The sequence below is a fragment of the Kitasatospora sp. NPDC024654 genome (assembly GCF_055559155.1).
On record NZ_JBVHLF010000013.1, the window covers coordinates 102,755 to 125,366 of the forward strand.

Sequence of the window (22,612 nt, forward strand, 5' to 3'; positions counted from 1 at the left end):
GGGGGAGGGGGGGGGGGGGGGTGGAGGGGGGGGGGGGGGGGGGGGGGGGGGGGCCCCCCCCCCCCCCCCCGACCCGTACCGGCGGCCGGACTCCCGATCAGCCGACCAGGTGCGAGATGCCGCCGTCGCCACTGGACTGGGTGGCCTGACCCTGGTTGCAGATCTGCTTCGGCGTGTTGTTGAGGGCCGGGACCTCTACCGGCACCGCGACCCCGATCAGCGCGCCGACCCCGATGTTGTGGATCTCGGGCAGGCAGATGTTCGGGTTGTCGAGGGTGTGGAAGTTCGGGCTGTTGTTGCCCACGGTGCCCGTGTTGTTGGTGCCGCCGCTGCCCTGGACCGACGCGGCGGAGCCGTCCGAGTCGCCGATCGCCACCGCGGGGGCGGTGGCCAGGGTGAGCGCGGCGGCGACCATACCGGCGGCGAGGGTCTTCTTGATCATTTCTGCTTCCTCCGAAAACTGGTCGGTGGTGCGGATGGTTCAGATGGTGCGGTCTGTACGCCGGATGGGGAGGACGGACACGCCGCCGTCACCCGGGCTCGCCGTGCCCGGCCCCTGAGTGCAGTACTGCTGACGTGCCGAAGGGGGCACCGGCCAGGCCGGCGCCCCCTCCTCACGGTGCGTCAGTGGTGCCAGCCGTCGACGGAGATCACGCCGCCGCCCCCGCCGCCGGTCGCCGTGCTGGTGGCCCAGCCGCCGCGCGCGCCCACCACGTGGATGTTGCTGGTGTCCGCGAAGCCCAGGTGGCCGCCGGCCAGGAAGACCGGATGGGCGGAGGCCACGCCGCCGCCGAGGCCGCCCGCGTCGACGTGGGCGTAGGCCGGGGCGGCGATGCCGACCGCGATCAGGGCGCCGGCCGCGAACGCCGCGGCCCGGCCGAGGGTCCTCTCCATGGGATTGGTCCTTTCATCTGACAGGTTCGTCTGGCGGGTTCGTCTGACTGGGCGTCCGGTCGGGTGCCGCCGTTCGCCGAGTTGCTCCGAAGCGCGCGTCGGGGCCGGGGAGGAGTTCTCCCCGGCCCCGATACGTACTGCTCCGTTGGGTCAGGTCGTGCTCTGGAGGGTCAGGTACCGCGGGGGCTTGATCAGCCGATCAGGTGCGAGACGCCCGAGTCGCCGCTGCTCTGGGTGTTCTGGCCCACGTTGCAGATCTGCTTCGGCTGGTTGTTCAGGACCGGGACCTCGACCGGCACCGCGACGCCGACCACCGCGACCGCGATGTTGTGGACCTCGGGCAGGCAGACGTTCGGGTTGTCGAGGGTGTGGAAGTTCGGGCTGTGGTTGCCCGCGGTCCCGGTCGCGTTGGTGCCACCGTTGCCCTGGACGGAGGCGGCCGAGCCGTCCGAGTCGCCGATCGCCAGCGCGGGGGCGGCGGTCACGGCGAGGGCGACGGCGGCCATACCGGCGGCGGCGAGGGACTTCTTGATCATTTCAATTCCTCTGCGAGTTGGTTCGGATGGTTCGGGTGGTTCGGGTGCTGCGGGTGGTTCAGATAGCGGTCGGCAGATCAGCCGACGAGGTGGGACACGCCGCCGTCACCGGTGCTCTGCGTGCCCTGCCCCTGGGTGCAGTACTGCTTGCCGCCGCTGTTGGCGATCGGGACCTCGACCGGCACCGCGACGCCGAGAACGCCGACCGCGATGTTGTGGACCTCGGGCAGGCAGACGTTCGGGTTGTCCAGGAAGTGGAAGTTCGGGCTGTGGTTGCCCCAGGTGCCGGTCACGTTGGTGCCACCGTTGCCCTGCATCGAGGCGCCGGAGCCGTCCGAGTCCCCGATGGCCACGGCCGGGGCAGCGGAAGAGGCGACTGCGGCGGCGACCAGGCCGACCGCGGCGAGCGTCTTCTTGATCATGAGAAATTTCCCTCTCTGAAATGCTTTTCTGCGGGCTGGCATGGTGGGCAGTCGTCTCGGGCGAGACGTTCAACGAATGGCCCGGTCCTCCGTCACTGCTCTCTTCGGCGGATTCAGGAATGCGATCACGCGCTGCGGATCCAGGGGTCCCAGGCTGATCCGGCATCCGATCCGGCCGTCGTCGTGCGGCGACATCGATATCAAAGAATGGCGGCCCGGAAAGTTACGCGGCAGGTTCGGAAAAACTCCTCGCCGACTTTTCGCGGTCAGTCGTCCGATCCGATTACTACGCCATTCCGGTTAACCATTGCCCACTCCCCGGAGCCCGGATCGTTGAGGCAGATTGGCCTCGGCTGTATTCGTCAGCGGGGGCGGCTGTCCGGAAGCTCTCAAAAGATCGGATAGGAACACGATGAAGTTCACCAAGCGGACCGGTGCGGTGTTGCTGGCGGTCGGCGCCTCGGCGGTCGCCGGCCAGGGGGCGGCGCTCGCCGCCACGTCGCCCACCCCGGCACAGGTCAAGGGCGTCGAGGACCAGCTCGCCACCAAGTCGGTCCCGTTCCAGCTGCCGGTGGCGACGGTGACCGAGAAGGCCCTGATGATGCCGCTGGGCGGCGACATCAACGGTTCGCTGCCGGCCTCGCCGGTGCAGCCGCCGGTGCCGGCCGCGCAGGACCACCACCAGGTGATGCCGGACCAGGTGGTCCGTCCGTTGCGCTTCAGCCAGGTCGGCCCCAGCCTGGACGGCGCGCTGCCGCTGCCGGCCGCCGCGGACGGCGTGCGGCCGGGCGACCTGGCGCTGGCCGCGCCGCGCTCCCCGCTCAACGCGGTCGGTCCGGCGGTCGGTGTGGGGCGCCCGCTGGAGTTCGTCGACGGCGCGGACGGCCAGCTGAAGGACGGTTCGCTCTCGGCCGGCGACCTGGACCCACGGCTGATTCCCGGGGCGGTTTCGGTGGCGCCGGGGGCCAAGGCCACGCTGGGCGGTCCGGACCGGCACCTGACGCTGGCCGACCAGACCCGGTCCCTGCTGGCCACGGTCGACGGGGTCGTCGAGGAGGCGCCGCTGGACACCGCCACCTCCGCGGTGCCCCTGGGCACCGCCACGTCGGCCCTGCAGGGCTGACGTCGCGGCACACGCGAGGCCCGGTGCGTCCGTCCGCACCGGGCCTTCGTCGTACGCCGTCCGCCGCTCCCCGCTCAGCCGGGCAGGGCGGAGAGCGGCAGGCCGACGACCGGGACGTCCTTCGGGCCGCCGCCGTTGCTCAGACCGTTGGTCAGGCTGGTGGTGCTGAGCGGCCGCATCCCGGGGTTGTCCGGCTTGATCGCCACGGCGTTGGTCAGCGGGTCGGCCGAGGACTGGGCGAACGGGTCCAGCCGGAGGTCCTTCGCCGGGGCCACGGCGTAGCCGAGCGCGCCGAGGGCCGGCCCGACCCGGGTGGGCTGCAACTGGGTGGCCGCGGCGGCCGGTCCGGCCGGGGTCAGCAGCAGCGCCGTCCCCAGCGCGGCCAGCAGGCCGCCGGTGGTGCTCTTGTTCAAGGCGCGTCCTTTCCAGAGGGATGTGGGGTCTTTCGCGGAGACGGCAGCGCCCCCGGACGCGGAGTCCGGGGCCGCTGCTCACAAGACGTCCGCTGCTCAGCAGTCGGGGTCGAGGTGCTGGTCGATGTTGGCGCAGCCGTTGCCGAACGCCGGGTTCAGGACACCGATCACGTTCACGCTGTTGCCGCAGAGGTTGACCGGGACGTGCACCGGAACCTGGATGCCGTTGCCGGAGAGCACGCCGGGGGAGTTGGCGACGACACCCTGGGCACCCGCGCTGGCGGCAGCCGCACCGGCGGCACCGAGAACGAGGCCGACCGCGGCGGTGGACAGGACGGCGATCTTCTTCGCCTTCTGCATGGCGATCTCCTTACTGGATCAAAACGAGAGAGGGGTGCCGCGCGCTCGGGCGAGCCGGGCGCGCGGTGGGCCGCCCGGGTCGGCGGCCGGGGGGATCAGGCGTGCTGGTGCTCGTCGGCGTTGACGCAGGTGTTGCCGAAGGCCGGGTTCAGCAGGCCGACCACGTCGATGGTGTTGCCGCAGAGGTTGACCGGGACGTGCACCGGAACCTGGAGCAGGTTGCCGGAGAGCACGCCGGGGGAACCGGCGGCGACGCCCTGGGCGCCCGCACTGGCGGCGGCCACACCGGCACCACCGAGCAGCAGACCCGCGGCGGCGGCGGACAGGACGAGCGTCTTCGAGATCTTGCGCATTGGGGTTAACCCTCCATTGGTTTTCCGAGACGGTTTGGCCCGGGTACCGGGCGAAACCGGAATGCTGGCCGAGAGGTTGCGGCCGACCGTCGAACATCACTCACGCGGACGATGCTCGGGGCGGTCCGACCGGGAAATCGCGGGCCCGGATCAGGCGGAAAGAACCCCCGGGGACGGGCCGCCGCCGACCGGCGCGGCAGCGGCGGCGGTGCCGGCTGCGCCGAGGGCGGGACCGCGGGCGGACTTGCACATGACGAGGGTCTCTTTTCCGAATTCCGGGTCGGAGGTGGAAACGGCTTCGATGGGAGAACGACCGCCGGCCCGGGCGGAAACGGGTGGCCGGCCCGATCACCCGATCGCCTGGCGCCGAATCGCGGGGTGGACGGGCGCCGGCTGACTGTAAACGGGTGATGATCGAAGGCTCCGCGCAACCTGGTCCCGGGTGAGTCGTTGGTGATTGCGCACGCATCGTGCTCAGCAACAAGGAGACTCACATGAGCATCAAGAAGGCCGCCGCCGTCGGCGCCGCAGTGGTCGGCATCGTGGCCGCGGGTGCCGGGACCGCCATGGCCAGCGCCGGTGCCGAGGGTGTCGCCGCCGGCTCCCCCGGCGTGGCCTCCGGCAACGAGATCCAGGTGCCGATCCACATCCCGGTCAACCTGTGCGGCAACAGCATCGACGTGGTCGGCCTGCTGAACCCGTCCTTCGGCAACACCTGCGTCAACGCCGACGAGCACCAGCACGCCTGAGCCTCCCGCCGCCGCCCGCCGCCTCCCCTCCTGGGACGCGCGGGCGGCGGCTTTTTGCTGCCCGGGACGGACCGAGCAATGTGAGGGTCACTCAACTTTCCTTGTCATGAGCCTTGTTGCACTACTTGTCAGTACTTACGATGTGAACCCGCTCACAGCACCACTCCGCCACCCCACGAGGAGTCATGCGTGATCAGGAAAATGTCGTCGGGTCCCCCCACCGCCCTGCTCGCCGTGGCCGCCTTGGTCGCCGCCCTCGGCCTGGGCGCCGGAGCCCCCCGGGCCAGCGCCGCCACGCCGGTGGCCACCGCCGCCACCGCCCGGGCGGCCCTGCCGGGCGCCATCGTCTCGCTGGGCGACAGCGCCATCTCCGGTGAGGGCGCCGGAACCGACACCAACGACGGCTACTTCCCCGGCACGGACGGGCCGAAGGACTTCTGTCACCGGCACCCGCAGTCGGAGATCTTCGACACCGGCCTGAGCAACGTCACCCCGATCGACCTGGCCTGTTCCGGCGCGCAGACCGGCGACCTGGTCAGCGACCCCACGCTGGCGAAGATCACCGGCGGCGGCAGCGGCGACTTCGGCGAGCCCAAGCAGGACGTCCAGCTCGCCCAGACCGCCACCAAGTACGACGTCAAGATGGTCGTCATCACGATCGGCGCCAACGACGACTTCGACTTCAGCGGGATCATGGAGAGCTGCCTCGGCCAGTACTTCCCGATCCCGAAGTCCCAGGGCTGCCGGGACACCATCGGCAGCGCCACCATCACCCAGCGGGCCGCCGCGGTGATCCCCAAGGTGATCGCGGCGATCACCGACATCCGGCAGACCATGCGCCAGGCCGGCTACGCGGACGGTGACTACCAGCTGGTCTTCCAGTCCTACTTCACCCCGATCACCCCCGACATCCGCAGCGACGACTACCTCACCAAGGTCGCCCAGGGCTGCCCGGCGTTCCCCGAGGACCTGGCCTGGGGGCACAACTGGGTGGTGCCGACCTTCGACGACGCGCTGCGCCAGGCGGCCGAGGCCGTCCCCGGGGTGCGCTTCCTGGACCAGCGCCGGGTCTCCTACGGCCACGAGGTGTGCGCGGAGTGGACCACCTCGCCGTACGAGTACACCAACGGTGACGTCATCGACCTCTCGGAGAACACCCGCAACGGCTGTGACTACTCGATCGGGATCCTCTCGCTCTGCGAGGACGAGATCCGGCAGTCCTTCCACCTGCGGGTGGCGGGGTACAAGGGGGAGGGGGCCTGCCTGGGCAGCTTCTTCGACGAGCCCGCCCAGCAGGAGGCCTACTGCACGCTCAACCAGTCCGACGGCACGTCGATCATGCCGCTGACGGCCGGTCAGCCCTTCGGTGACGGGCCGCAGGACGGCGCCTGGTTCCAGCTGACCAACGCCGCCAACGGCAAGGTGCTCGACCTCTCGGGCGGCGGGACCTACGGCGACAGCACCAACGGCCGACTCGCCATCACGTATCCGGCCGACGGCGGCCTCAACCAGTCGTTCGTCATGGAGGCCAAGCCCGGCGGCGGTTACCTGCTGGCCTTCAGCGGTAACCGCGGCATGTGCCTGGACGCCACCGGCGCCGCCACCACCACCGGCACCCGGCTGGAGCAGTGGGCCTGCGACGGCGGCGGGAACCAGCAGTGGATCGTCGAGCCGGCCGGCGGTGGGGAGTACAAGCTCGCCGACTCCCAGGCGCCCGGCCAGGTGGCCACCCTCAGCGGTGACGTCGACGGCCAGGGCAACCCGGTCGTCGAACTCGCCCCGGACACCGGCGCGGCCGGCCAGCTCTGGCAGCTGACCAAGCTCGGGATCGTCTACCTGCCCAGCTGACCCGGCTCGGAGACCCCCGGCGCGCCGGTCCACCCGCCGCGCGCGCCGGGACTCCCGCCCGCTACCGCCGGACCTCGTAGGAGCCCCACCCGAACCGGGTGCCGCAGCACTCCCCGGGGGCGTCCGCGTGTTCGGTGACGTGTACCAGGACCGGCTCCGAGCCGTTGTTGTCGTACAGCCTGGCGGTACCCGGGCCCCACATCTCACCCCACCCGACCCGGGTGCGCCGGTCGTCCCCGCCGGTGTGGACGGTGAAGACGGTCGGCCCGTCGGTCTCCTCGCCGACCCAGAGGTGGGCTCCGGGCGGGACCACCAGTGGCGGACCGCACTCCAACTCGCCCGAGTAGGGCACCTCGCAGGCCCAGTGCCGGTGCTCCAGCACCGGGCCGGCGCGCGCGGGGGCGGCCGCGCTGAGGCTCGCGACGGCGGCGAGGGCGGTGGCGCCGAGGGTGTGCAGGGTCTTTCGGGGGCGCGGTGTCTTTCGCATGCGACCGATGTTCCGGTCGCCCCTCCCCGAGCCCGCCCCTTTTCGCCGTTACTCCACCCGTTCGGACGAGGCGACTGGTCGCGCGACCTGTGATGTCACGGCAGCCGCCGCGAAGTGCGCCGGCCACGGCCAAGGCTGACCGATCGTCAGGGTGGGGCCGGTCAGGGCCACACCAGGCAGTACAGCTGGTGCCCCGCGTCGTGCAGCCGGTTGGCGAAGTCCTGCCACTCGTGCAGCATCGTGTAGATGACGAAGGCGTCGCGCGGGCCGCGGCGGTCGGGGACGGTGGACCAGATGAAGGCGGCGGCGCCGAGTTCGGTGACGTCCGCCTTGCGGAGCGGCTCGACGACGGTGTGCGGGAGCTGGACGACGGCGTAGTCCGGGTGCAGGACGACCAGTTCGAGCGGTGGGACCTGGTGCAGCGGGACGCCCTGGATGCCGGTGAGCACCATCGCGCTCATCGTCTCCGGCTTGATCTTGGTGGAGAGGTGGCCGTTGGGGGAGCCGCTGGTCTCCATCAGGTCCCCGAGCCGGCCGAGCGAGCCGAGTTCGCCGGCGTCCAGGCCGAGGCCGCCGGGGCCGAGCGCGGTGGGGACTCTCGCGGCGGTCGCGCGGTCGGGCGCACCGAAGTACTTGTAGGTCACCCCCACCCGTCCCTCACCCCGCCTTCCCCTCTCGCCGGACCCGGCAGCCCTCCTGCCGTGACCCGGACCCGTCGCCGCGGCCTCCTCGAAGCCGTCCTGCGCCTCGGACACTCGGACCATCCTCACCGGAATTCGCCGGAATCGACAGACCCCCGGACCTCCGGTGTCCAGCCGGAAGTCCTCTTTTCCCGTTATGCCACCCGTTGCCGCTGTCCGCCCACCCGCGGCTGTATGTCCATACAACCCCGTCGCCGCACCCCCGCCGCGTTCACACAACCTCTACACCAGAACAGGTGTACGACGCCATGCTCACCATGTCGTACGGGCGTGCCACATCGGCTGCCCGTGACCGGCAGTACTGCGCGCTGGAGACGAGTGTTACCCCTCCAGTGTGCGGGACGATCCTGCGGTAGGCGCACACGGATCATCGTTCCAGATGATCGGCTCCGACATGCAGAGGTAAAGGACACGATTTGAGAGCGGCGTGGTTTGAGAGGATGGGTTCTCGTGAGCTACCCCTATGAAGCACCTCAGTCCCAGTCGCTCTTCGACCGCGCGTCGCGGGTCACCCCCGGCGGGGTGAACTCGCCGGTGCGCGCCTTCCGCGCGGTGGGCGGCACGCCGCGCTTCATGGTGTCCGGCACCGGCCCCTACCTGACCGACGCGGACGGCCGCGAGTACGTCGACCTCGTCTGCTCCTGGGGGCCGATGATCCTCGGCCACGCGCACCCGGCCGTGCTGGACGCCGTCCGGGAGGCGGTCGCCCGCGGCACCTCCTTCGGCACGCCCGGCCAGGGCGAGGTCGAGCTGGCCGAGGAGATCGTCGCCCGGGTGGCTCCGGTGGAGCAGGTGCGGCTGGTCTCGTCCGGCACCGAGGCCACCATGTCGGCGATCCGGCTGGCCCGGGGCTTCACCGGCCGGGCCAAGGTGATCAAGTTCGCCGGCTGCTACCACGGTCATGTGGACGCGCTGCTCGCCGCCGCCGGTTCCGGGGTGGCCACCTTCGCGCTGCCCGACACCCCCGGGGTGACCGGCGCCCAGGCCGGCGACACCCTGGTGCTGCCCTACAACGACCTGGCCGCCGTCGAGCGGGCCTTCGCCGCGCACCCGGGCGAGATCGCCTGCGTGATCACCGAGGCCTCGCCCGGCAACATGGGCGTGGTGCCGCCGGCGCCCGGCTTCAACGCCGGCCTGGCCCGGCTCTGCCGGGAGAACGGCGCGCTCTTCGTCTCGGACGAGGTGATGACCGGCTTCCGCGTCTCGAAGGCCGGCTGGTACGGCCTGGAGGCCGCGCACGAGGGCTGGGCCCCGGACCTGCTCACCTTCGGCAAGGTGATGGGTGGCGGGTTCCCGGCGGCGGCCTTCGGTGGCCGGGCCGACGTGATGGCCCACCTCGCGCCGGCCGGTCCGGTCTACCAGGCGGGCACCCTCTCCGGGAACCCGATCGCCACCGCGGCCGGGCTGGCCCAGCTGCGCGGCTGCACCGACGAGGTCTACGCCACCGTGGACAAGGTCGCCGACACCGTCTCCGGCCTGGTCACCGAGGCGCTGACCAAGGAGGGCGTGGCGCACCGGCTGCAGAAGGCCGGCAACATGTTCTCGGTCTTCTTCACCGACCAGCCGGTGACGGACTACGAGTCGGCGAAGCGTCAGGAGTCCTTCCGGTTCACCGGGTTCTTCCACAGCCTGCTCGCCGACGGGGTCTACCTGCCGCCGTCCGCCTTCGAGTCCTGGTTCGTCTCGGCCTCGCACGACGAGCGCGCGATCGAGCGGATCGCCGCCGCGCTGCCGGCCGCCGCCCAGGCCGCCGCCCAGGCCCGCCCCCACGAGAGCTGAGGAACCCGCACCGATGAGCGCCAACGAGACCACCGTCGTCCACCTGATGCGGCACGGTGAGGTGCACAACCCGGAGGGCGTGCTCTACGGGCGGCTGCCCGACTTCCACCTCTCCGAGCTGGGCCGGCAGATGGCCGAGCGGGTCGCCGACCACCTGGCCGACCGCGACATCACCCACGTGGTCGCCTCGCCGCTGGAGCGGGCCCAGGAGACCGCCGCGCCGATCGGCGGCGTGCACGGCCTGGACGTCGCGGTGGACCCCCGGCTGATCGAGGCGGAGAACGTCTTCGAGGGCAAGACCTTCGGGGTGGGCGACGGCTCGCTGCGCAACCCGGCCTACTGGCGGTACCTCACCAACCCGTTCCGCCCGTCCTGGGGGGAGCCGTACATCGAGCAGGCGGTCCGGATGATGGGCGCGCTGGCCGCGGCCCGGGACGCGGCGCGCGGGCACGAGGCGGTCTGCGTCAGCCACCAGCTGCCGATCTGGACGGCCCGTTCGTTCGCCGAGCGCCGCCGGCTCTGGCACGACCCGCGCAAGCGGCAGTGCTCGCTGGCCTCGCTGACCAGCTTCACGTACGAGGGGGACAAGCTGGTCTCGATCGGCTACCGCGAGCCGGCCCGCGACCTGCTGCCGGCCCACCTGGTCGGCAAGGGGCGCAGGGGCGACGCGCCGGTGGCGAAGAGCTTCGGGGCCTGAACTGGCCGGATAAGGCCCGACGGGCCTGAGGCGGCACTGATCCGGCCTTTACACCCGCAGCTCAGAGGGGGTCCGACTCGCAAGGTCGGACCCCCCTAAAGCCCCCCAAAGTCACATGCGAAACTTTTCACATGTCTGGTACGCCGCTCCCCCCGTTCTCGGCCCCGGAGACCCCCACCCAGCCTTCGGCCGGGGGGTCCTCCTCGCGCCTTCGTCTGGCCGCGGCCATCACCGCCGCGGTCGCCGTGCTGACCCTCGCCGGGTGCAGCTCCACGGGCGCCGACTCCGGCGCCACCTCCCAGGCCGGCTTCGTGATGGGTGCCGACGGCATCGACACCGTCGCGGCCGCCGACCGCCAGCCGGCCCCGGCCATCAGCGGGAACGACCTGGAGGGCAAGCCGGTCTCGCTCGCCGACTACAAGGGCAAGATCGTCGTGCTCAACATCTGGGGCTCCTGGTGCTCGCCCTGCCGGGCCGAGGCCAAGGGGCTGGAGCAGGTGTACCAGAAGTACCAGTCGCAGGGGGTCCAGTTCCTCGGCATCAACACCCGGGACACCGACCCGACCAACGCCAGGGTCTTCGAGCAGGACAACGGGATCACCTACCCGAGCATCTACGACCCGGACGGCACCCAGATCCTCAAGTTCCCCAAGGGCAGCCTCAACCCGCAGGCGATCCCGACCACCATCGTGATCGACCGTGAGGGCCGGCTCGCCGCCCGTGCGCTGCGGGCGCTGCCGCCGGGCGACCTGGAGTCGATGCTCACGCCGGTGCTGGCGGAGAAGAGCTCGTGACCTCGGCCCTGCTGGCGCTGGGCGAGAACAACCAGACGGTGGTCAGCGGACCGCTGCTGCTGGCCATCCCGGTCGCCGTCGCGGCCGGCCTGGTCTCGTTCTTCTCGCCCTGCGTACTGCCGCTGGTCCCCGGCTACCTCTCGTACGTCACCGGCTTCTCGGCCGCCGACCTGGCCGACGCGCGCGGCGCCCGGCGGGGTCGGATGCTGCTCGGCTCGGCGCTCTTCGTGCTCGGCTTCACCGCCGTCTTCGTCTCCGGCGGCGCCCTGTTCGGCTTCTTCGGACAGACGCTGCGCGAGTACAGCCACACCATCAACCTGGTGATGGGCGCGCTGACCATCCTGATGGGCCTGGCCTTCATGGGCCTGATGCCCGGCTTCAGCACCCGGGAGATCCGCTCGCACCGCCGTCCGGTGGTCGGGCTGGTCGGTGCCCCGCTGCTCGGCATGGTCTTCGGGCTCGGCTGGACCCCGTGCATCGGCCCGACCATGGGCGCGCTGCAGATGCTGTCGATGAACCAGGCCAGCCCCTGGCGCGGCGCCTTCCTGATGGCGGTCTACTGTGCGGGTCTGGGCGTACCGTTCGTCCTGGCGGCCCTGGCGTTCCGCCGCGCGATCGGCGCCTTCGGCTGGATCAAGCGCCACTACCAGTGGGTGATGAGGCTCGGCGGCGGCATGCTCGTCGCGGTCGGGCTGCTGCTGGTGACCGGCGCCTGGCAGTCCATGGTGAACCAGCTTCAGTACCTCGTCCCGCAAGATTCGATCGGATTCTGACCGTGAGTGACACCGAACTCAAGCCCGCGACGGACCAGGAGTCCGCCGAGCGGCTGAGCAGCGCCCCGGTCGAGCCGGACGGGCCGACCGGGATAGGGCTGTTCGGCTGGCTGCGCTGGACCTGGCGCCAGCTGACCTCGATGCGGGTCGCGCTGATCCTGCTCTTCCTGCTCTCGCTGGCGGCCATCCCCGGCTCGCTGATCCCGCAGGAGAGCGAGAACTCGCTCAAGGTGCAGACCTGGAAGGCCGGGCACAGGAGCCTCACCCCGCTCTACGACAAGCTGCAGCTCTTCAACGTCTACAGCTCGGTCTGGTTCTCGGCGATCTACATCCTGCTCTTCATCTCGCTGGCGGGCTGCATCATCCCGCGCACCTGGCAGTTTGTCGGGGTGATCCGCGCCGCGCCGCCGGCCGCGCCGCGCAACCTGACCCGGATGCCGGTCTACGCCGCCTGGCAGACCGACGCGGACCCGCAGACCGCGGTGGCCGCCGCGCACCGGCTGCTGCGCAAGCGCCGGTTCCGCGCCCACCTGGCCGGCGACGCGGTCGCCGCCGAGAAGGGCTACCTGCGCGAGGTCGGCAACCTGCTCTTCCACCTCTCGCTCTTCGCCCTGCTGGCCGGCTTCGCCTGGGCCAGCCTGGCCAGCGGCACCGGCGGCAAGCTGGTGATCGAGGGCGGCGGCTACACCAACACGGTGACCCAGCTGGACGACTTCACCGGCTCCGCCTTCTACGGTCCGGAGGACCTCGACCCGTTCGGGTTCAACCTGGACGGCTTCACCGCCGTGTACCAGACCACCGGTGACCAGATCGGCGAGGCCCGCGAGTTCACCGCGCACATCCACTACTGGCAGGGCGCCGACCCGACCAAGCTGAAGGCCGGCGACATCCAGGTCAACCACCCGCTGGAGATCAGCGGCAGCAAGGTCTACCTGATCGGCCACGGCTACGCCCCGGTGATCACCGTCAAGAACGCCGCCGGCCAGGTGGTCTTCCACGACGCGGTGCCCTTCCTGCCGCAGGACAACAACCTCACCTCGACCGGTGTGATCAAGGTGGCCGACTACGGGGAGAAGGACGGCAAGAAGGTCCAGCTCGGTTTCAGCGGATTCTTCCTGCCGACCGCGCCGGCCAACTTCGGGCCGACCACCGGGCCGGTCTCGCTCTTCCCGGGCGACGCCAACCCGGCGCTGATCCTGACCGGCTACCAGGGCGACCTGGGCACCGACTCCGGGACCCCGCAGAACATCTACGAGCTGGACCTGACGCACCTGACCCAGATGCAGCAGGACGGCGGCATCGCCAAGGTCAAGATGACGCCGGGTGAGGCCTGGCAGCTCCCGGACGGCTACGGGACGCTCTCCTTCGACGGCTACAAGCAGTGGGCGACCTTCAGCGTCTCGCACCGGCCCGGCAACGACATCGCGCTGACCGGCGCGGTGCTCGCCATCCTCGGCCTGATCGGCTCGCTCTTCGTGCAGCGCCGCCGGATCTGGGTGCGCGCGGTGGTCGGCCCGGACGGCCGGACCCTGGTCGAGCTGGCCGGTCTGGCCCGCAGCGAGTCGGCGCGGATCGCCGAGGAGCTGGCCGAACTCGCCGTCGACCTGCAGGACGACGCGCCGGCGTTGGACCTCGACGAAGAGGAGCCGGACGACGACGCCCGGGAGGGCTCGGCCGACGCCCGGGAGGGCTCGGTCGGGGACGACGGGCCTTCCCAAGCCGATCCCGATCAGCAACCCGAAGCACCCGTGCCGTCGGACCCCGACGGCACGGCAGCCCCCGCCCATCCCGCCGACACGGACTCGAAGGAGTAGACGGTGAGCAACGTCACCGGGGTCAACGCCCATCTGGCCGACCTGTCGAACAAGCTGATCTGGTCGGCGATGTTCGTCTACATGCTGGCCATGTTCGCTCACCTCTTCGAGTGGACCTTCGGCAGCAAGGGCGCGGTCGCCCAGCGCTCCGACGCGCAGGGCGCCACGCTCGCCGAGACCGCCGCCACCGCCACCATCGGGGCCAAGGCCGAGGCGGAGAAGGCGGCCAAGAAGGTCACCGTCACGGTCGCCTCGGCCAGCGGCGGCACCACCACGCTGACCCGCACCAAGCTGGCCGGCGAGGGTGCCATCGTGGTCACCAGCGGCCGGGACGACGACGGCCTCGGGGTGGACGGTCCGGGAGCCGCCGGCACCAGCGCCAAGGGCGACCTGGCCGGCCGGATCGCGGTCTCGCTGACCGTCCTCGGCGCGCTGTGCAACGGCGGCGGCGTGCTCGCCCGCGGCCTCTCGGTGATGCGCCCGCCGTGGGGCAACATGTACGAGTTCTCCTGCGCCTTCTCCTTCACCATCGTCGGCGCGTACCTGGTGCTGCTGGTGATGGGCAAGCCGGTCCGCTGGATGGGCCTGCCCGCCGTGGTGACCTCGACGCTGACGCTCGGTCTGGCCACCAGCGTGCTCTACACCGACTCCGAGCAGCTGGTTCCGGCCCTGCACTCGTACTGGCTGGCGATCCACGTGACCACCGCGATCATCTGCGGCGGCGCCTTCCACGCGGGCTTCGTGGCCACCGCCCTCTACCTGGGCAAGGACGCCTACGACAAGCGGATCGCGGCCGGCGGGACCACCGGCCCGTTCAACACCGCCGCCTCGATCTGGGAGCGGATGCCGTCCGCCGCGAGCCTGGACAAGCTCTCCTACCGGATCAACGCGCTGGTGTTCCCGCTGTGGACCTTCACCATCATCGCGGGCGCGATCTGGGCCGAAGCCGCCTGGGGCAAGTACTGGGAGTGGGACCCGAAGGAGACCTGGTCCTTCATCACCTGGGTGATCTACGCCTGCTACCTGCACGCCCGGGCCACCGCCGGCTGGAAGGGCCGCAAGGCCGCCTACCTGGCCCTGCTGGCGTTCGCCTGCTTCCTCTTCAACTACTACGGCGTCAACATCTTCATCACGGGCAAGCACTCGTACGCCGGCGTCGGGTGAGGTGATCCCGGGTCGGGGCAAGCCGGCCGGCTGCGGAGGCTGGGGCAGCTCTGCCCCAGGGGACAGGGGCAGTGAGGAGGCCGCGCCATGGACAGCGAAGAGATCATGCTCAAGATCCGGATCACCGTCGCGGAGCGGGAGCGGCTCCGCTGGCTGGCCCAGGGCCACCGGCACGACCTGTCGGAGGTGGTCGCGGACGGGCTGCTGGACGTGCTGCCGACCCTGCAGGGGACGGCCCGCGCCTACGGCCTGCTGGCGGCGCTGGCCGAGCCCGCGCCGTGTGCGCTGACGGTCTGGCTGCCGGCGCCGCTGGCCGACCTGCTGGTCCCGGCGGCGGCGCAGGTCGCGCTGGCCACCGGGGTGCGGCTGGGCTCGGGCAGCGCGATGCTCGGGGCGGCCCTGCGGCTCTGGCTCGACCAGGACCCGCAGCGGCTGGCCCGCAACCTCAGCGTGATGCACGCCGCCCGCCCGGCGGGCCTGGTCGCCGCCTGATCTGATCATTCGGCCGGACAATTCGACTGCCCCGGGGCGCACCCCCGGGGCAGCATGGCGTCATGAACCGATCACAGAGTTCCCGTCCGACCGCGGCGCAGTGGTCCGTCGAGCCGACGGAGGTCGACCACCCGGAGGCCCGGGCGGTGCTGCGCGCCTATCTGACCGAGCTGGTGGCCCGCTACCACGGCCGTCCGGCCGGCGCGGACGAGGTCGCGGCGGCGCTGGCCGCCGAGCCGGCCGAGGGGCTGGCCGTCCTGCTGCTGGCCCGCCACCGCGGCGCGGTGAGCGGCTGCATCGGACTGCGCCGGCTCGGACCGGCGCTGGGCGAGGTGACCAAGGTCTACGTCCGCCCCGGGGCGCGCGGGCTCGGCGGCGGTGCCCGGCTGCTGGCCGAGGTGGAGCGGGCGGCCCGGCAGCGCGGGATGACGGTGTTGCGGTTGGGCACCCGGGCCGACCTGGTGGAGGCCCGGGCGCTGTACGCCCGCCACGGTTACCGGGAGATCCCGCGGTACCACGACGACCCGTACAACGACCACTGGTTCGAGAAGCGGCTGCCTCCCGTGACCGGGGGTGTTACGCGGCCTGCTGCCAGCTGACCGGCGAGAAGTAGGCCGGGCGGCGCTCCAGCCGGCTCCAGCGGGCGATCGGCTCGACCGAGGCGACGGCCTGGGTGGCCTGCTGGGCGGCCGCGGCGCGGACGGTCAGCACGGCGGTGAGGGCGGCCAGCTCCTCGACGGTGAGGGAGCCGCGGGTGATCTTGACGAGTGGTTCGGCAGCGATGCTCATGGTGTGTTCTCTCCCCCTGCTGATGGTGTGGTCGAAGGGCCGGAGCCGGGCGCGGGCCGACCGGGTGGTCGGCCCGCGGGGGGCTACATCGGCGGGTTGCCGTGCTTGCGGCTGGGCAGGTCGGCGTGCTTGGTGCGGAGCATGGCGAGCGCCGAGGCGAGGACCGTGCGGGTCTCGGCCGGGTCGATGACGTCGTCCACGAGGCCGCGCTCGGCCGCGTAGTACGGGTGCATCAGCTCGCTCTTGTATTCCTTGATCTTCTGGGCCCGCATCGCCTCGGGGTCCTCGGCGCCGTTGATGTCCCGGCGGAAGATCACGTTGGCCGCGCCCTCGGCGCCCATCACCGCGATCTCGTTGGTGGGCCAGGCGTAGGTCAGGTCGGCGCCGATGGACTGGGAGTCCATCACGATGTAGGCGCCGCCGTAGGCCTTGCGCAGGATCAGCGAGATCCGCGGCACGGTGGCGTTGCAGTAGGCGTAGAGCAGCTTGGCGCCGTGCCGGATGATGCCGCCGTGCTCCTGGTCCACGCCGGGCAGGAAGCCGGGGACGTCGAGCAGGGTGATCAGCGGGATGTTGAAGGCGTCGCACATCTGCACGAAGCGGGCGGCCTTCTCGGAGGCGTTGATGTCGAGCACGCCGGCCAGGGACTGCGGCTGGTTGGCGATCAGGCCGACCACGTGCCCGTCGATCCGGGCGAGCGCGCAGATGACGTTGGTCGCCCAACGCTCGTGGATCTCCAGGAACTCGCCGTGGTCGACGATCTCCTCGATCACCTTGCGCATGTCGTAGGGGCGGTTGCCGTCCGAGGGGACCAGGTCCAGCAGCGCCTCGCAGCGCCGGGAGATCGGGTCCTCGCTGGGCGTGGACGGCGGCATCTCGCGGTTGTTCTGCGGCAGCAGCGACAGGAGGTAGCGGACCTCCTCGATGCAGGACTGCTCGTCGTCGTAGGCGAAGTGCGAGACGCCGGAGACCGCGGAGTGCACGTCGGCGCCGCCGAGGCCGTTCTGGCTGATCTTCTCGCCGGTGACCGCCTGGACCACGTCCGGGCCGGTGATGAACATCTGAGAGGTCTCGCGGACCATGAAGATGAAGTCGGTCAGCGCCGGGCTGTAGGCCGCGCCGCCGGCGCACGGGCCGAGCATCACGCTGATCTGCGGGATGACGCCGGAGGCCTTGGTGTTGCGCTGGAAGATGCCGCCGTAGCCGGCCAGCGCGGTGACGCCCTCCTGGATCCGGGCACCGGCGCCGTCGTTCAGCGAGACCAGCGGGGCACCGGCCGCGATGGCCATGTCCATGATCTTGTGGATCTTCTGCGCGTGGGCCTCGCCCAGCGCGCCGCCGAAGATCCGGAAGTCGTGCGCGTAGGTGAAGACCGTCCGGCCGTGCACGGTGCCCCAGCCGACGATCACGCCATCGGTGTGCGGCTTCTTCGCCTCCAGGCCGAAGCCGGTGGCCCGGTGCCGGCGCAGCGGCTCCACCTCGTGGAACGAGCCCTCGTCCAGCAGCAGCTCGATCCGCTCACGAGCCGTCAACTTGCCCTTCGCGTGCTGCGCCTCGGTGGCCTTCTCGCTGGGGCCGCGCCTGACCTGCTCCCGCAGCTCGTGCAGCTCCGCGACCCGACCACGGGCATCGCCGGGACCGTCCTCCCCCGTGGGGGCCTCGTGCAACACCGTCATCTCGAACTCCAAGGTGTGAGGCGAGTGTCCGAGCAGTCGGTGTCGGCTCTGGAGCCCCGGCTGCGATTCGCTTCGTCACCTACGACATTACGAGGATGCCGTACCTCATTTCGGCGTCGGTTCCGTACAAGGTCAGGCAGGAATAGATGTGGGACCTTCATAGCCGGGCACCTCGGAGCCCGGCCTCGAGGCAGCCTCCACGGAAAGTCCGGTGGCCTCTTGAAGGATGCCCGCCAGGAGTCCGCCCGCGGCCGCACAGCGGGGTGATTGCCCAGTTCAGGGCCGATTCGCACGGTTTCCGGCCGGCTCGCCGAGCCGCCGGCCGAGCGGGCCGGAGAGATCGTCGAGCGGGCTGTCCGGGCGGCTCCGCGAGCCGGGCGGACTCGTAGGGATGCGCCAAAAGCGGGCGTCTGAGCTGATCAGCCACGGTAGGCCGTCCGGGTTAGGTGACCTGCCACGCCGCCGGCGTCGCGGTCGGGGGGACCTGTTCCGGGGCGGACCACCGGGTGGCCGATACTGGCTGGCATGGCATACGACGATCTCCGCTCCTTTCTGCGGGCTCTGGAACGTGACGGCGACCTCAAGCGGATCAAGGTCGAGGTGGACCCGTACCTGGAGATCGGCGAGATCGTCGACCGCGTGCAGAAGGCCAAGGGCCCGGCCCTGCTCTTCGAGAACGTCAAGGGCTCGACGATGCCGCTGGCGATGAACGTCTTCGGCACCGAGCGCCGGCTGGCCAAGTCGCTCGGCCTGAAGTCCCCCGACGACATCGCGGAGAAGATCTCCGGCCTGCTGAAGCCCGAGCTGCCGCAGGGCTTCACCGGGTTCCGGGACGCCTTCGGCAAGCTCGCCTCGATGGCGCACGTGCCGCCGCGCAGGGTCAAGCCGACCGAGGCCCCGGTGCAGGAGGTGGTGCTCACCGGCGACCAGGTCGACCTGGACACCCTGCCCGCGCTCTTCACCTGGCCGCTGGACGGTGGCTCGTTCTTCAACCTGGGCCTGACCCACACCAAGGACCCGGACACCGGGGTCCGCAACCTCGGCCTCTACCGCCTCCAGCGGCACGACAAGCGCACCATCGGCATGCACTGGCAGATCCACAAGGACAGCCGCAACCACGCCGCGGTGGCCGCCAAGCGCGGTGAGCGGCTGCCGGTGGCGATCGCCTTCGGCTGCCCGCCGGCGGTCACCTACGCGGCCACCGCGCCGCTGCCGGGGGACATCGACGAGTACCTGTTCGCCGGGTTCGTGGCCGGCGAGCGGGTCCGGATGGTGGACTGCAAGACCGTCCCGCTCCAGGTGCCGGCCGACGCCGAGGTGGTGCTGGAGGGCTGGCTGGAGCCCGGGAAGGAGCTGCCGGAGGGTCCGTTCGGCGACCACACCGGCTTCTACACCCCGCAGGAGCCGTTCCCGGCGCTCACCATCGACTGCGTCACCATGCGCCGCCGGCCGATCCTGCAGTCCATCGTGGTCGGCCGCCCGCCGACCGAGGACGGCCCGCTGGGCAAGTTCACCGAGCGGTTCTTCCTGCCGCTGCTGAAGATCATCATCCCGGACATCGTCGACTACGACCTGCCCGAGGCCGGCGGCTTCCACAACTGCGCGATCGTCTCGATCGACAAGAAGTACCCGAAGCACGCGCAGAAGGTGATGCACGCCATCTGGGGCGCGCACATGATGTCGCTGACCAAGCTGATCATCGTGGTGGACGCCGACTGCGACGTGCACGACTACCAGGAGGTCGCCTGGCGGGCCTTCGGCAACGTCGACTACAGCCGCGACCTGTCCGTGGTCGAGGGGCCGGTGGACCACCTGGACCACGCCTCCTACCAGCAGTTCTGGGGAGGCAAGGCGGGCATCGACGCCACCCGCAAGCTCCCCGAGGAGGGCTACACCCGGGACGGCGGCTGGCCGGAGATGGTCAGCTCGGACCCGGCCACCGCCGCACTGGTCACCAAGCGCTGGACGGAGTACGGGCTGTGAGCGCCACCGCCGACCTGATCGAGACCCCGCCGCCGGGCAAGGCCAAGGCCTTCCTGCGCCTGGTGCTGATCGAGCACTCGGTCTTCGCCCTGCCCTTCGCCTACATCGCCACCCTCAGCGCGATGTTCCTGGCCGACCGGCGGGTGCACTGGGCGACCCTGCTGATCGTCACGGTCGCCATGGTCAGCCTGCGGACCTTCGCGATGGCGGCGAACCGGATCATCGACCGGGAGATCGACGCCCGTAACCCGCGCACCGTCACCCGCGAGCTGGTGACCGGCGCGGTCTCGCTGCGCACCGCCTACACCGGCTCCGGGGTGGCGCTGCTGGTCTTCCTCGGCGCCGCGGCCCTGCTCAACCCGCTCTGCCTGTGGCTGGCGCCGGTGGCCGTGGTGCCGATGGTGGTCTATCCGTACGGCAAGCGGTTCACCGACTTCCCGCACGCGATCCTCGGCCTGGCCCAGGCGATGGGACCGGTCGGTGCCTGGCTGGCCGTCACCGGCAGCTGGTCCTGGGACGCGGTGGTGCTCGGGCTCGCGGTCGGCGTCTGGATCGGCGGCTTCGACCTGATCTTCGGCTGTCAGGACGTCGCCGCCGACCGCGCCGAGGGGGTGCGCTCGGTGCCGGCCCGCTTCGGCATCGCCGCCGCGCTGTACGGCGCGCGCGCCTGCCACGTCGTCACCACCGCCCTGCTGGCCTGGTACGGGGTGCTCACCCACGCCGGGCCGGCGTTCTACGTGGGGCTCGCGGTGGTGGTCTGCGCGTTCCTCTACGAGCACTCGATCGTCAAGCCGGGCGACCTGTCCCGGCTGAACCGGGCGTTCTTCACCACCAACGGCTTCGTCGGGATCTCGTTGTTCGTCTTCGCGCTGCTCGACCTGGCCCTGCGCGGGCTGCGGGCCGGCTGAGCCGCGCGGATCCTGGGGCGTGAGCACTCTGGAGGTCGCCATGCGACTCACGGTCTTCGGGGCCACCGGACGGACCGGGGTCCAGCTGGTCCAGCAGGCGCTGGACGCCGGGCACCAGGTCACCGGGGTGGTCCGCGACCCGGCCGGGCTCACCGTCCGGCACCCCCGGCTCTCGGTGCGGACCGTCGACATCACCGACCCGGCGGCACTGCGGCCCACCGTCCGCGGCGCCGACGCCGCGATCAGCGTGCTCGGGCCGCACGGACGGGCGGCGAGCGACGTCACCTCGTCCGGGGTCCGCGCGATCCTCGCCGCGCTGTCGGACGAGGGCGTGCGGCGCTTCGTCGCGGTCAGCGCCGCGCCGGTCGCGCCGCCCGCGCCGGGGGAGACGCCGCTCTACCGGTTGCTGGTGAACCCGCTGGTCAACAGCGTCTTCCGGGAGGTCCACCTGGACCTGACCCGGATGGAGGAACTGATCCGGGCGAGCGGGACCGACTGGACGGTGGTCCGCCCGCCCCGGCTGATCGACCGGCCGCGCCGAGGCGGGGTGCGGCGGGAGATCGGCGGCAACGTCCGGCGGGGCCACGTGCTCGGGCGCGCCGACCTGGCCGCCACCCTGCTCGCCTGCCTGGACGATCCGGCCACCGTCGGGCAGGCCGTCGGCGTGGCCTACTGACGCCGGGCCGGTGGCCCGGCGGCGCGGTCCGGCGGATCCTGGAGCTGGCCGGTGTCGGAGGGTTCGGAGGGTGAGGAGAGGGCGGCATGATCGGGAGCCTGGAGAGCATCGTCCTGGACTGCCACTACCCGGCGGGGCTGGCGCACTTCTACGCGGCCGTGCTGGGCGGGGAGGTGGACCGGCCCGATCCGCGCTGGGAGCTGGACGAGGAGTGGTCGACCGTGCACACCCCCGGGGGCACGGTGCTGGCGTTCCAGCGGGTGGAGGACTACCGGCCGCCGATGTGGCCGGATCCGGCGCACCCGCAGCAGTTCCACCTGGACGTCGCGGTCGCCGACCTGGACGTCGCCGAGGAGCGGGTGCTCGCGCTGGGGGCGGTGCGCAAGGACGCCGAGACCGATTTCCGGGTCTACCTCGATCCGGCCGGCCACCCGTTCTGCCTGGTCCGCCAGAAGCCCTGAGGGCCGGCCGCTAGCCCAGCACCAGGCGGTCGCGACCCTGAGCGGGCCCGGGGCGGTGACGGTGGCCAGTGCGTCGAGCCGGCCGTCGTGCCAGCGGGGGACGGCGCGCAGGATCTCGGGTGCGTGCGGCAGGCCGGGCTGGGCCGTGCCGGTCATCGCGCAGCGCTCGCTGGCCCGGACGAAGGCGAGTCGCGCGCCCGAGGACTGCCGGCCCTCCCGGCCGAGCCAGTCGTCCTCGACGAACGGCCTGCTCCCGGGCGGGGTGCGGAGCACGATGTTGGGACGGAACCGCCGTTCGTCGATCAACGCGGTCGGCACGGCCTCGCGGACCCAGTCCAGGGTGGCCGTGCTGAGCACGCTGACCGGCAGCTGGTCGAAGTGCGAGACGGTGTCCTCGCGGGCCAGTTCGACGTCGGCGCGCCGCAGGTAGGCGCGGAGGAAGGCGGTCGGGTCGGGGACCGCGCGGCCGAGCGGGTCGAGCAGGACGGGCGCGTCGGGCCGGGTGCCGAGCCGTGAGCCGAGCCGCAGCAGCCCGTCCATCCGGCGGAACCGCCGGGTGTTCTTGCCCGAGCCGAACCGGCCCTCGCCGTCCCGCACCGCGTACAGCCGGTCTCCGGCCAGCCCTCGCCCGTCGACGGCGACCTCGCTCAGCCGCTCCCCGGCGGTGGACTTCACGGGGTAGCGCCAGAGCCGCTCGACCACACCGGTGATCTCCCCCAC

Annotated in this window: 26 protein-coding genes and 1 pseudogene; 15 read left to right on the forward strand and 12 right to left on the reverse strand. The window is 71.5% G+C overall.

Annotated elements, in window-relative coordinates; translation table 11 throughout:
• Positions 1 to 97 precede the first annotated feature (97 nt).
• From ACZ38L_RS11005 to ACZ38L_RS11020, 4 genes are all read right to left on the reverse strand, one after another.
• On the reverse strand, positions 98 to 442 hold the full coding sequence (locus ACZ38L_RS11005) for a rodlet layer protein (protein ID WP_465691447.1): 345 nt from the start codon (positions 440 to 442) through the stop codon (positions 98 to 100).
• A gap of 182 nt (positions 443 to 624) precedes the next feature.
• Positions 625 to 894, reverse strand: a complete 270-nt coding sequence (locus ACZ38L_RS11010; RefSeq protein ID WP_465691449.1) for a hypothetical protein — start codon at positions 892 to 894, stop codon at positions 625 to 627.
• A 191-nt stretch (positions 895 to 1,085) separates the two neighbouring features.
• Positions 1,086 to 1,430 (reverse strand): rodlet layer protein, encoded by a 345-nt coding sequence (locus tag ACZ38L_RS11015; protein WP_465691451.1) that lies wholly within the window; start codon positions 1,428 to 1,430, stop codon positions 1,086 to 1,088.
• Positions 1,431 to 1,507: 77 nt separating this feature from the next.
• A complete protein-coding gene (locus ACZ38L_RS11020; RefSeq protein ID WP_465691453.1) occupies positions 1,508 to 1,852 on the reverse strand; it encodes a rodlet layer protein in 345 nt (114 codons plus the stop codon).
• A 412-nt stretch (positions 1,853 to 2,264) separates the two neighbouring features.
• On the opposite strand from ACZ38L_RS11020, the gene ACZ38L_RS11025 reads away from it, so the two are divergent.
• Positions 2,265 to 2,975 carry a hypothetical protein gene (locus tag ACZ38L_RS11025; protein WP_465691455.1) on the forward strand — a complete coding sequence of 237 codons (711 nt, stop codon included), beginning with the start codon at positions 2,265 to 2,267 and terminating at the stop codon, positions 2,973 to 2,975.
• A 74-nt stretch (positions 2,976 to 3,049) separates the two neighbouring features.
• On the opposite strand, the gene ACZ38L_RS11030 is transcribed toward ACZ38L_RS11025, so the two are convergent.
• From ACZ38L_RS11030 to ACZ38L_RS11040, 3 genes are all read right to left on the reverse strand, one after another.
• The gene (locus tag ACZ38L_RS11030; RefSeq protein WP_465691457.1) at positions 3,050 to 3,388 is read right to left on the reverse strand and encodes a hypothetical protein; all 339 of its coding nucleotides are present in this window, start codon (positions 3,386 to 3,388) and stop codon (positions 3,050 to 3,052) included.
• A 96-nt stretch (positions 3,389 to 3,484) separates the two neighbouring features.
• Entirely contained in the window at positions 3,485 to 3,748 is a 264-nt protein-coding gene (locus ACZ38L_RS11035) for a chaplin (RefSeq protein WP_465691459.1), read from the reverse strand.
• 95 nt (positions 3,749 to 3,843) lie between these two features.
• Positions 3,844 to 4,101 carry a chaplin gene (locus ACZ38L_RS11040; protein ID WP_465691461.1) on the reverse strand — a complete coding sequence of 86 codons (258 nt, stop codon included), beginning with the start codon at positions 4,099 to 4,101 and terminating at the stop codon, positions 3,844 to 3,846.
• 494 nt (positions 4,102 to 4,595) lie between these two features.
• Here ACZ38L_RS11040 and ACZ38L_RS11045 point away from each other — a divergent pair, with 494 nt between their 5' ends.
• Complete coding sequence (locus ACZ38L_RS11045) at positions 4,596 to 4,850, forward strand: chaplin (protein WP_465691463.1); 255 nt, start codon at positions 4,596 to 4,598, stop codon at positions 4,848 to 4,850.
• Between the two features lie 189 nt (positions 4,851 to 5,039).
• Entirely contained in the window at positions 5,040 to 6,698 is a 1,659-nt protein-coding gene (locus ACZ38L_RS11050) for an RICIN domain-containing protein (RefSeq protein ID WP_465691465.1), read from the forward strand.
• Between the two features lie 61 nt (positions 6,699 to 6,759).
• On the opposite strand, the gene ACZ38L_RS11055 is transcribed toward ACZ38L_RS11050, so the two are convergent.
• Positions 6,760 to 7,185, reverse strand: a complete 426-nt coding sequence (locus ACZ38L_RS11055) for a hypothetical protein (protein WP_465691467.1) — start codon at positions 7,183 to 7,185, stop codon at positions 6,760 to 6,762.
• Positions 7,186 to 7,346: 161 nt separating this feature from the next.
• Positions 7,347 to 7,829 (reverse strand): hypothetical protein, encoded by a 483-nt coding sequence (locus tag ACZ38L_RS11060; RefSeq protein WP_396555634.1) that lies wholly within the window; start codon positions 7,827 to 7,829, stop codon positions 7,347 to 7,349.
• Between the two features lie 507 nt (positions 7,830 to 8,336).
• Between ACZ38L_RS11060 and hemL the strand changes: the two genes are divergently transcribed.
• The 8 genes from hemL to ACZ38L_RS11100 all read left to right on the forward strand — a co-directional run bounded on the left by hemL (position 8,337) and on the right by ACZ38L_RS11100 (position 15,998).
• On the forward strand, positions 8,337 to 9,665 hold the full coding sequence (hemL, locus tag ACZ38L_RS11065; RefSeq protein ID WP_465691469.1) for a glutamate-1-semialdehyde 2,1-aminomutase: 1,329 nt from the start codon (positions 8,337 to 8,339) through the stop codon (positions 9,663 to 9,665).
• Positions 9,666 to 9,678: 13 nt separating this feature from the next.
• The gene (locus tag ACZ38L_RS11070; RefSeq protein WP_465691471.1) at positions 9,679 to 10,362 is read left to right on the forward strand and encodes a histidine phosphatase family protein; all 684 of its coding nucleotides are present in this window, start codon (positions 9,679 to 9,681) and stop codon (positions 10,360 to 10,362) included.
• Positions 10,363 to 10,493: 131 nt separating this feature from the next.
• A complete protein-coding gene (locus tag ACZ38L_RS11075) occupies positions 10,494 to 11,156 on the forward strand; it encodes a TlpA disulfide reductase family protein (protein ID WP_465691473.1) in 663 nt (220 codons plus the stop codon).
• Positions 11,153 to 11,929, forward strand: a complete 777-nt coding sequence (locus ACZ38L_RS11080; protein ID WP_465691475.1) for a cytochrome c biogenesis CcdA family protein — start codon at positions 11,153 to 11,155, stop codon at positions 11,927 to 11,929. The genes ACZ38L_RS11075 and ACZ38L_RS11080 overlap by 4 nt, the downstream gene beginning before the upstream one ends.
• 2 nt (positions 11,930 to 11,931) lie before the next feature.
• The gene (gene resB, locus ACZ38L_RS11085; RefSeq protein WP_465691477.1) at positions 11,932 to 13,743 is read left to right on the forward strand and encodes a cytochrome c biogenesis protein ResB; all 1,812 of its coding nucleotides are present in this window, start codon (positions 11,932 to 11,934) and stop codon (positions 13,741 to 13,743) included.
• A 3-nt stretch (positions 13,744 to 13,746) separates the two neighbouring features.
• Entirely contained in the window at positions 13,747 to 14,907 is a 1,161-nt protein-coding gene (gene ccsB / locus ACZ38L_RS11090) for a c-type cytochrome biogenesis protein CcsB (RefSeq protein ID WP_465691478.1), read from the forward strand.
• A gap of 87 nt (positions 14,908 to 14,994) precedes the next feature.
• Positions 14,995 to 15,399, forward strand: coding sequence for a hypothetical protein (locus tag ACZ38L_RS11095; RefSeq protein WP_396555620.1), 405 nt, complete (start codon positions 14,995 to 14,997; stop codon positions 15,397 to 15,399).
• Between the two features lie 62 nt (positions 15,400 to 15,461).
• A complete protein-coding gene (locus ACZ38L_RS11100; RefSeq protein ID WP_465691481.1) occupies positions 15,462 to 15,998 on the forward strand; it encodes a GNAT family N-acetyltransferase in 537 nt (178 codons plus the stop codon).
• Here the strand turns inward: ACZ38L_RS11100 and ACZ38L_RS11105 are convergent.
• Positions 15,976 to 16,188, reverse strand: coding sequence for an acyl-CoA carboxylase subunit epsilon (locus ACZ38L_RS11105; protein WP_465691483.1), 213 nt, complete (start codon positions 16,186 to 16,188; stop codon positions 15,976 to 15,978). The genes ACZ38L_RS11100 and ACZ38L_RS11105 overlap by 23 nt on opposite strands.
• Before the next feature lie 83 nt (positions 16,189 to 16,271).
• Positions 16,272 to 17,864, reverse strand: a complete 1,593-nt coding sequence (locus ACZ38L_RS11110) for an acyl-CoA carboxylase subunit beta (RefSeq protein ID WP_396555614.1) — start codon at positions 17,862 to 17,864, stop codon at positions 16,272 to 16,274.
• Between the two features lie 525 nt (positions 17,865 to 18,389).
• Here ACZ38L_RS11110 and ACZ38L_RS11115 point away from each other — a divergent pair.
• From ACZ38L_RS11115 to ACZ38L_RS11130, 4 genes are all read left to right on the forward strand, one after another.
• Positions 18,390 to 19,847 carry a menaquinone biosynthesis decarboxylase gene (locus ACZ38L_RS11115; protein WP_465691485.1) on the forward strand — a complete coding sequence of 486 codons (1,458 nt, stop codon included), beginning with the start codon at positions 18,390 to 18,392 and terminating at the stop codon, positions 19,845 to 19,847.
• Entirely contained in the window at positions 19,844 to 20,755 is a 912-nt protein-coding gene (gene mqnP, locus ACZ38L_RS11120) for a menaquinone biosynthesis prenyltransferase MqnP (protein ID WP_465691487.1), read from the forward strand. Before ACZ38L_RS11115 ends, mqnP begins: the two co-directional genes overlap by 4 nt.
• Before the next feature lie 19 nt (positions 20,756 to 20,774).
• Positions 20,775 to 21,431 carry an NAD(P)-dependent oxidoreductase gene (locus tag ACZ38L_RS11125; protein ID WP_465691489.1) on the forward strand — a complete coding sequence of 219 codons (657 nt, stop codon included), beginning with the start codon at positions 20,775 to 20,777 and terminating at the stop codon, positions 21,429 to 21,431.
• An 86-nt stretch (positions 21,432 to 21,517) separates the two neighbouring features.
• Positions 21,518 to 21,892 carry a VOC family protein gene (locus ACZ38L_RS11130; RefSeq protein ID WP_465691540.1) on the forward strand — a complete coding sequence of 125 codons (375 nt, stop codon included), beginning with the start codon at positions 21,518 to 21,520 and terminating at the stop codon, positions 21,890 to 21,892.
• A gap of 45 nt (positions 21,893 to 21,937) precedes the next feature.
• On the opposite strand, the pseudogene ACZ38L_RS11135 reads toward ACZ38L_RS11130, so the two are convergent.
• A pseudogene (locus tag ACZ38L_RS11135) lies at positions 21,938 to 22,612 on the reverse strand (MOSC domain-containing protein); the annotation flags it as partial.

Bases quoted from the DNA above. Each gene is read 5' to 3' on its own strand.
- ACZ38L_RS11070 (WP_465691471.1), top strand. From the start codon at position 9,679: ATGAGCGCCAACGAGACCACCGTCGTCCACCTGATGCGGCACGGTGAG.
- ACZ38L_RS11110 (WP_396555614.1), bottom strand. From the start codon at position 17,864: ATGACGGTGTTGCACGAGGCCCCCACGGGGGAGGACGGTCCCGGCGAT.
- ACZ38L_RS11005 (WP_465691447.1), bottom strand. From the start codon at position 442: ATGATCAAGAAGACCCTCGCCGCCGGTATGGTCGCCGCCGCGCTCACC.
- ACZ38L_RS11035 (WP_465691459.1), bottom strand. From the start codon at position 3,748: ATGCAGAAGGCGAAGAAGATCGCCGTCCTGTCCACCGCCGCGGTCGGC.
- ACZ38L_RS11100 (WP_465691481.1), top strand. From the start codon at position 15,462: ATGAACCGATCACAGAGTTCCCGTCCGACCGCGGCGCAGTGGTCCGTC.
- ACZ38L_RS11130 (WP_465691540.1), top strand. From the start codon at position 21,518: ATGATCGGGAGCCTGGAGAGCATCGTCCTGGACTGCCACTACCCGGCG.
- ACZ38L_RS11075 (WP_465691473.1), top strand. From the start codon at position 10,494: ATGTCTGGTACGCCGCTCCCCCCGTTCTCGGCCCCGGAGACCCCCACC.
- ACZ38L_RS11040 (WP_465691461.1), bottom strand. From the start codon at position 4,101: ATGCGCAAGATCTCGAAGACGCTCGTCCTGTCCGCCGCCGCCGCGGGT.
- ACZ38L_RS11010 (WP_465691449.1), bottom strand. From the start codon at position 894: ATGGAGAGGACCCTCGGCCGGGCCGCGGCGTTCGCGGCCGGCGCCCTG.
- ACZ38L_RS11055 (WP_465691467.1), bottom strand. From the start codon at position 7,185: ATGCGAAAGACACCGCGCCCCCGAAAGACCCTGCACACCCTCGGCGCC.
- ACZ38L_RS11105 (WP_465691483.1), bottom strand. From the start codon at position 16,188: ATGAGCATCGCTGCCGAACCACTCGTCAAGATCACCCGCGGCTCCCTC.
- ACZ38L_RS11025 (WP_465691455.1), top strand. From the start codon at position 2,265: ATGAAGTTCACCAAGCGGACCGGTGCGGTGTTGCTGGCGGTCGGCGCC.
- ACZ38L_RS11045 (WP_465691463.1), top strand. From the start codon at position 4,596: ATGAGCATCAAGAAGGCCGCCGCCGTCGGCGCCGCAGTGGTCGGCATC.
- ACZ38L_RS11115 (WP_465691485.1), top strand. From the start codon at position 18,390: ATGGCATACGACGATCTCCGCTCCTTTCTGCGGGCTCTGGAACGTGAC.
- ACZ38L_RS11020 (WP_465691453.1), bottom strand. From the start codon at position 1,852: ATGATCAAGAAGACGCTCGCCGCGGTCGGCCTGGTCGCCGCCGCAGTC.
- ACZ38L_RS11095 (WP_396555620.1), top strand. From the start codon at position 14,995: ATGGACAGCGAAGAGATCATGCTCAAGATCCGGATCACCGTCGCGGAG.
- ACZ38L_RS11015 (WP_465691451.1), bottom strand. From the start codon at position 1,430: ATGATCAAGAAGTCCCTCGCCGCCGCCGGTATGGCCGCCGTCGCCCTC.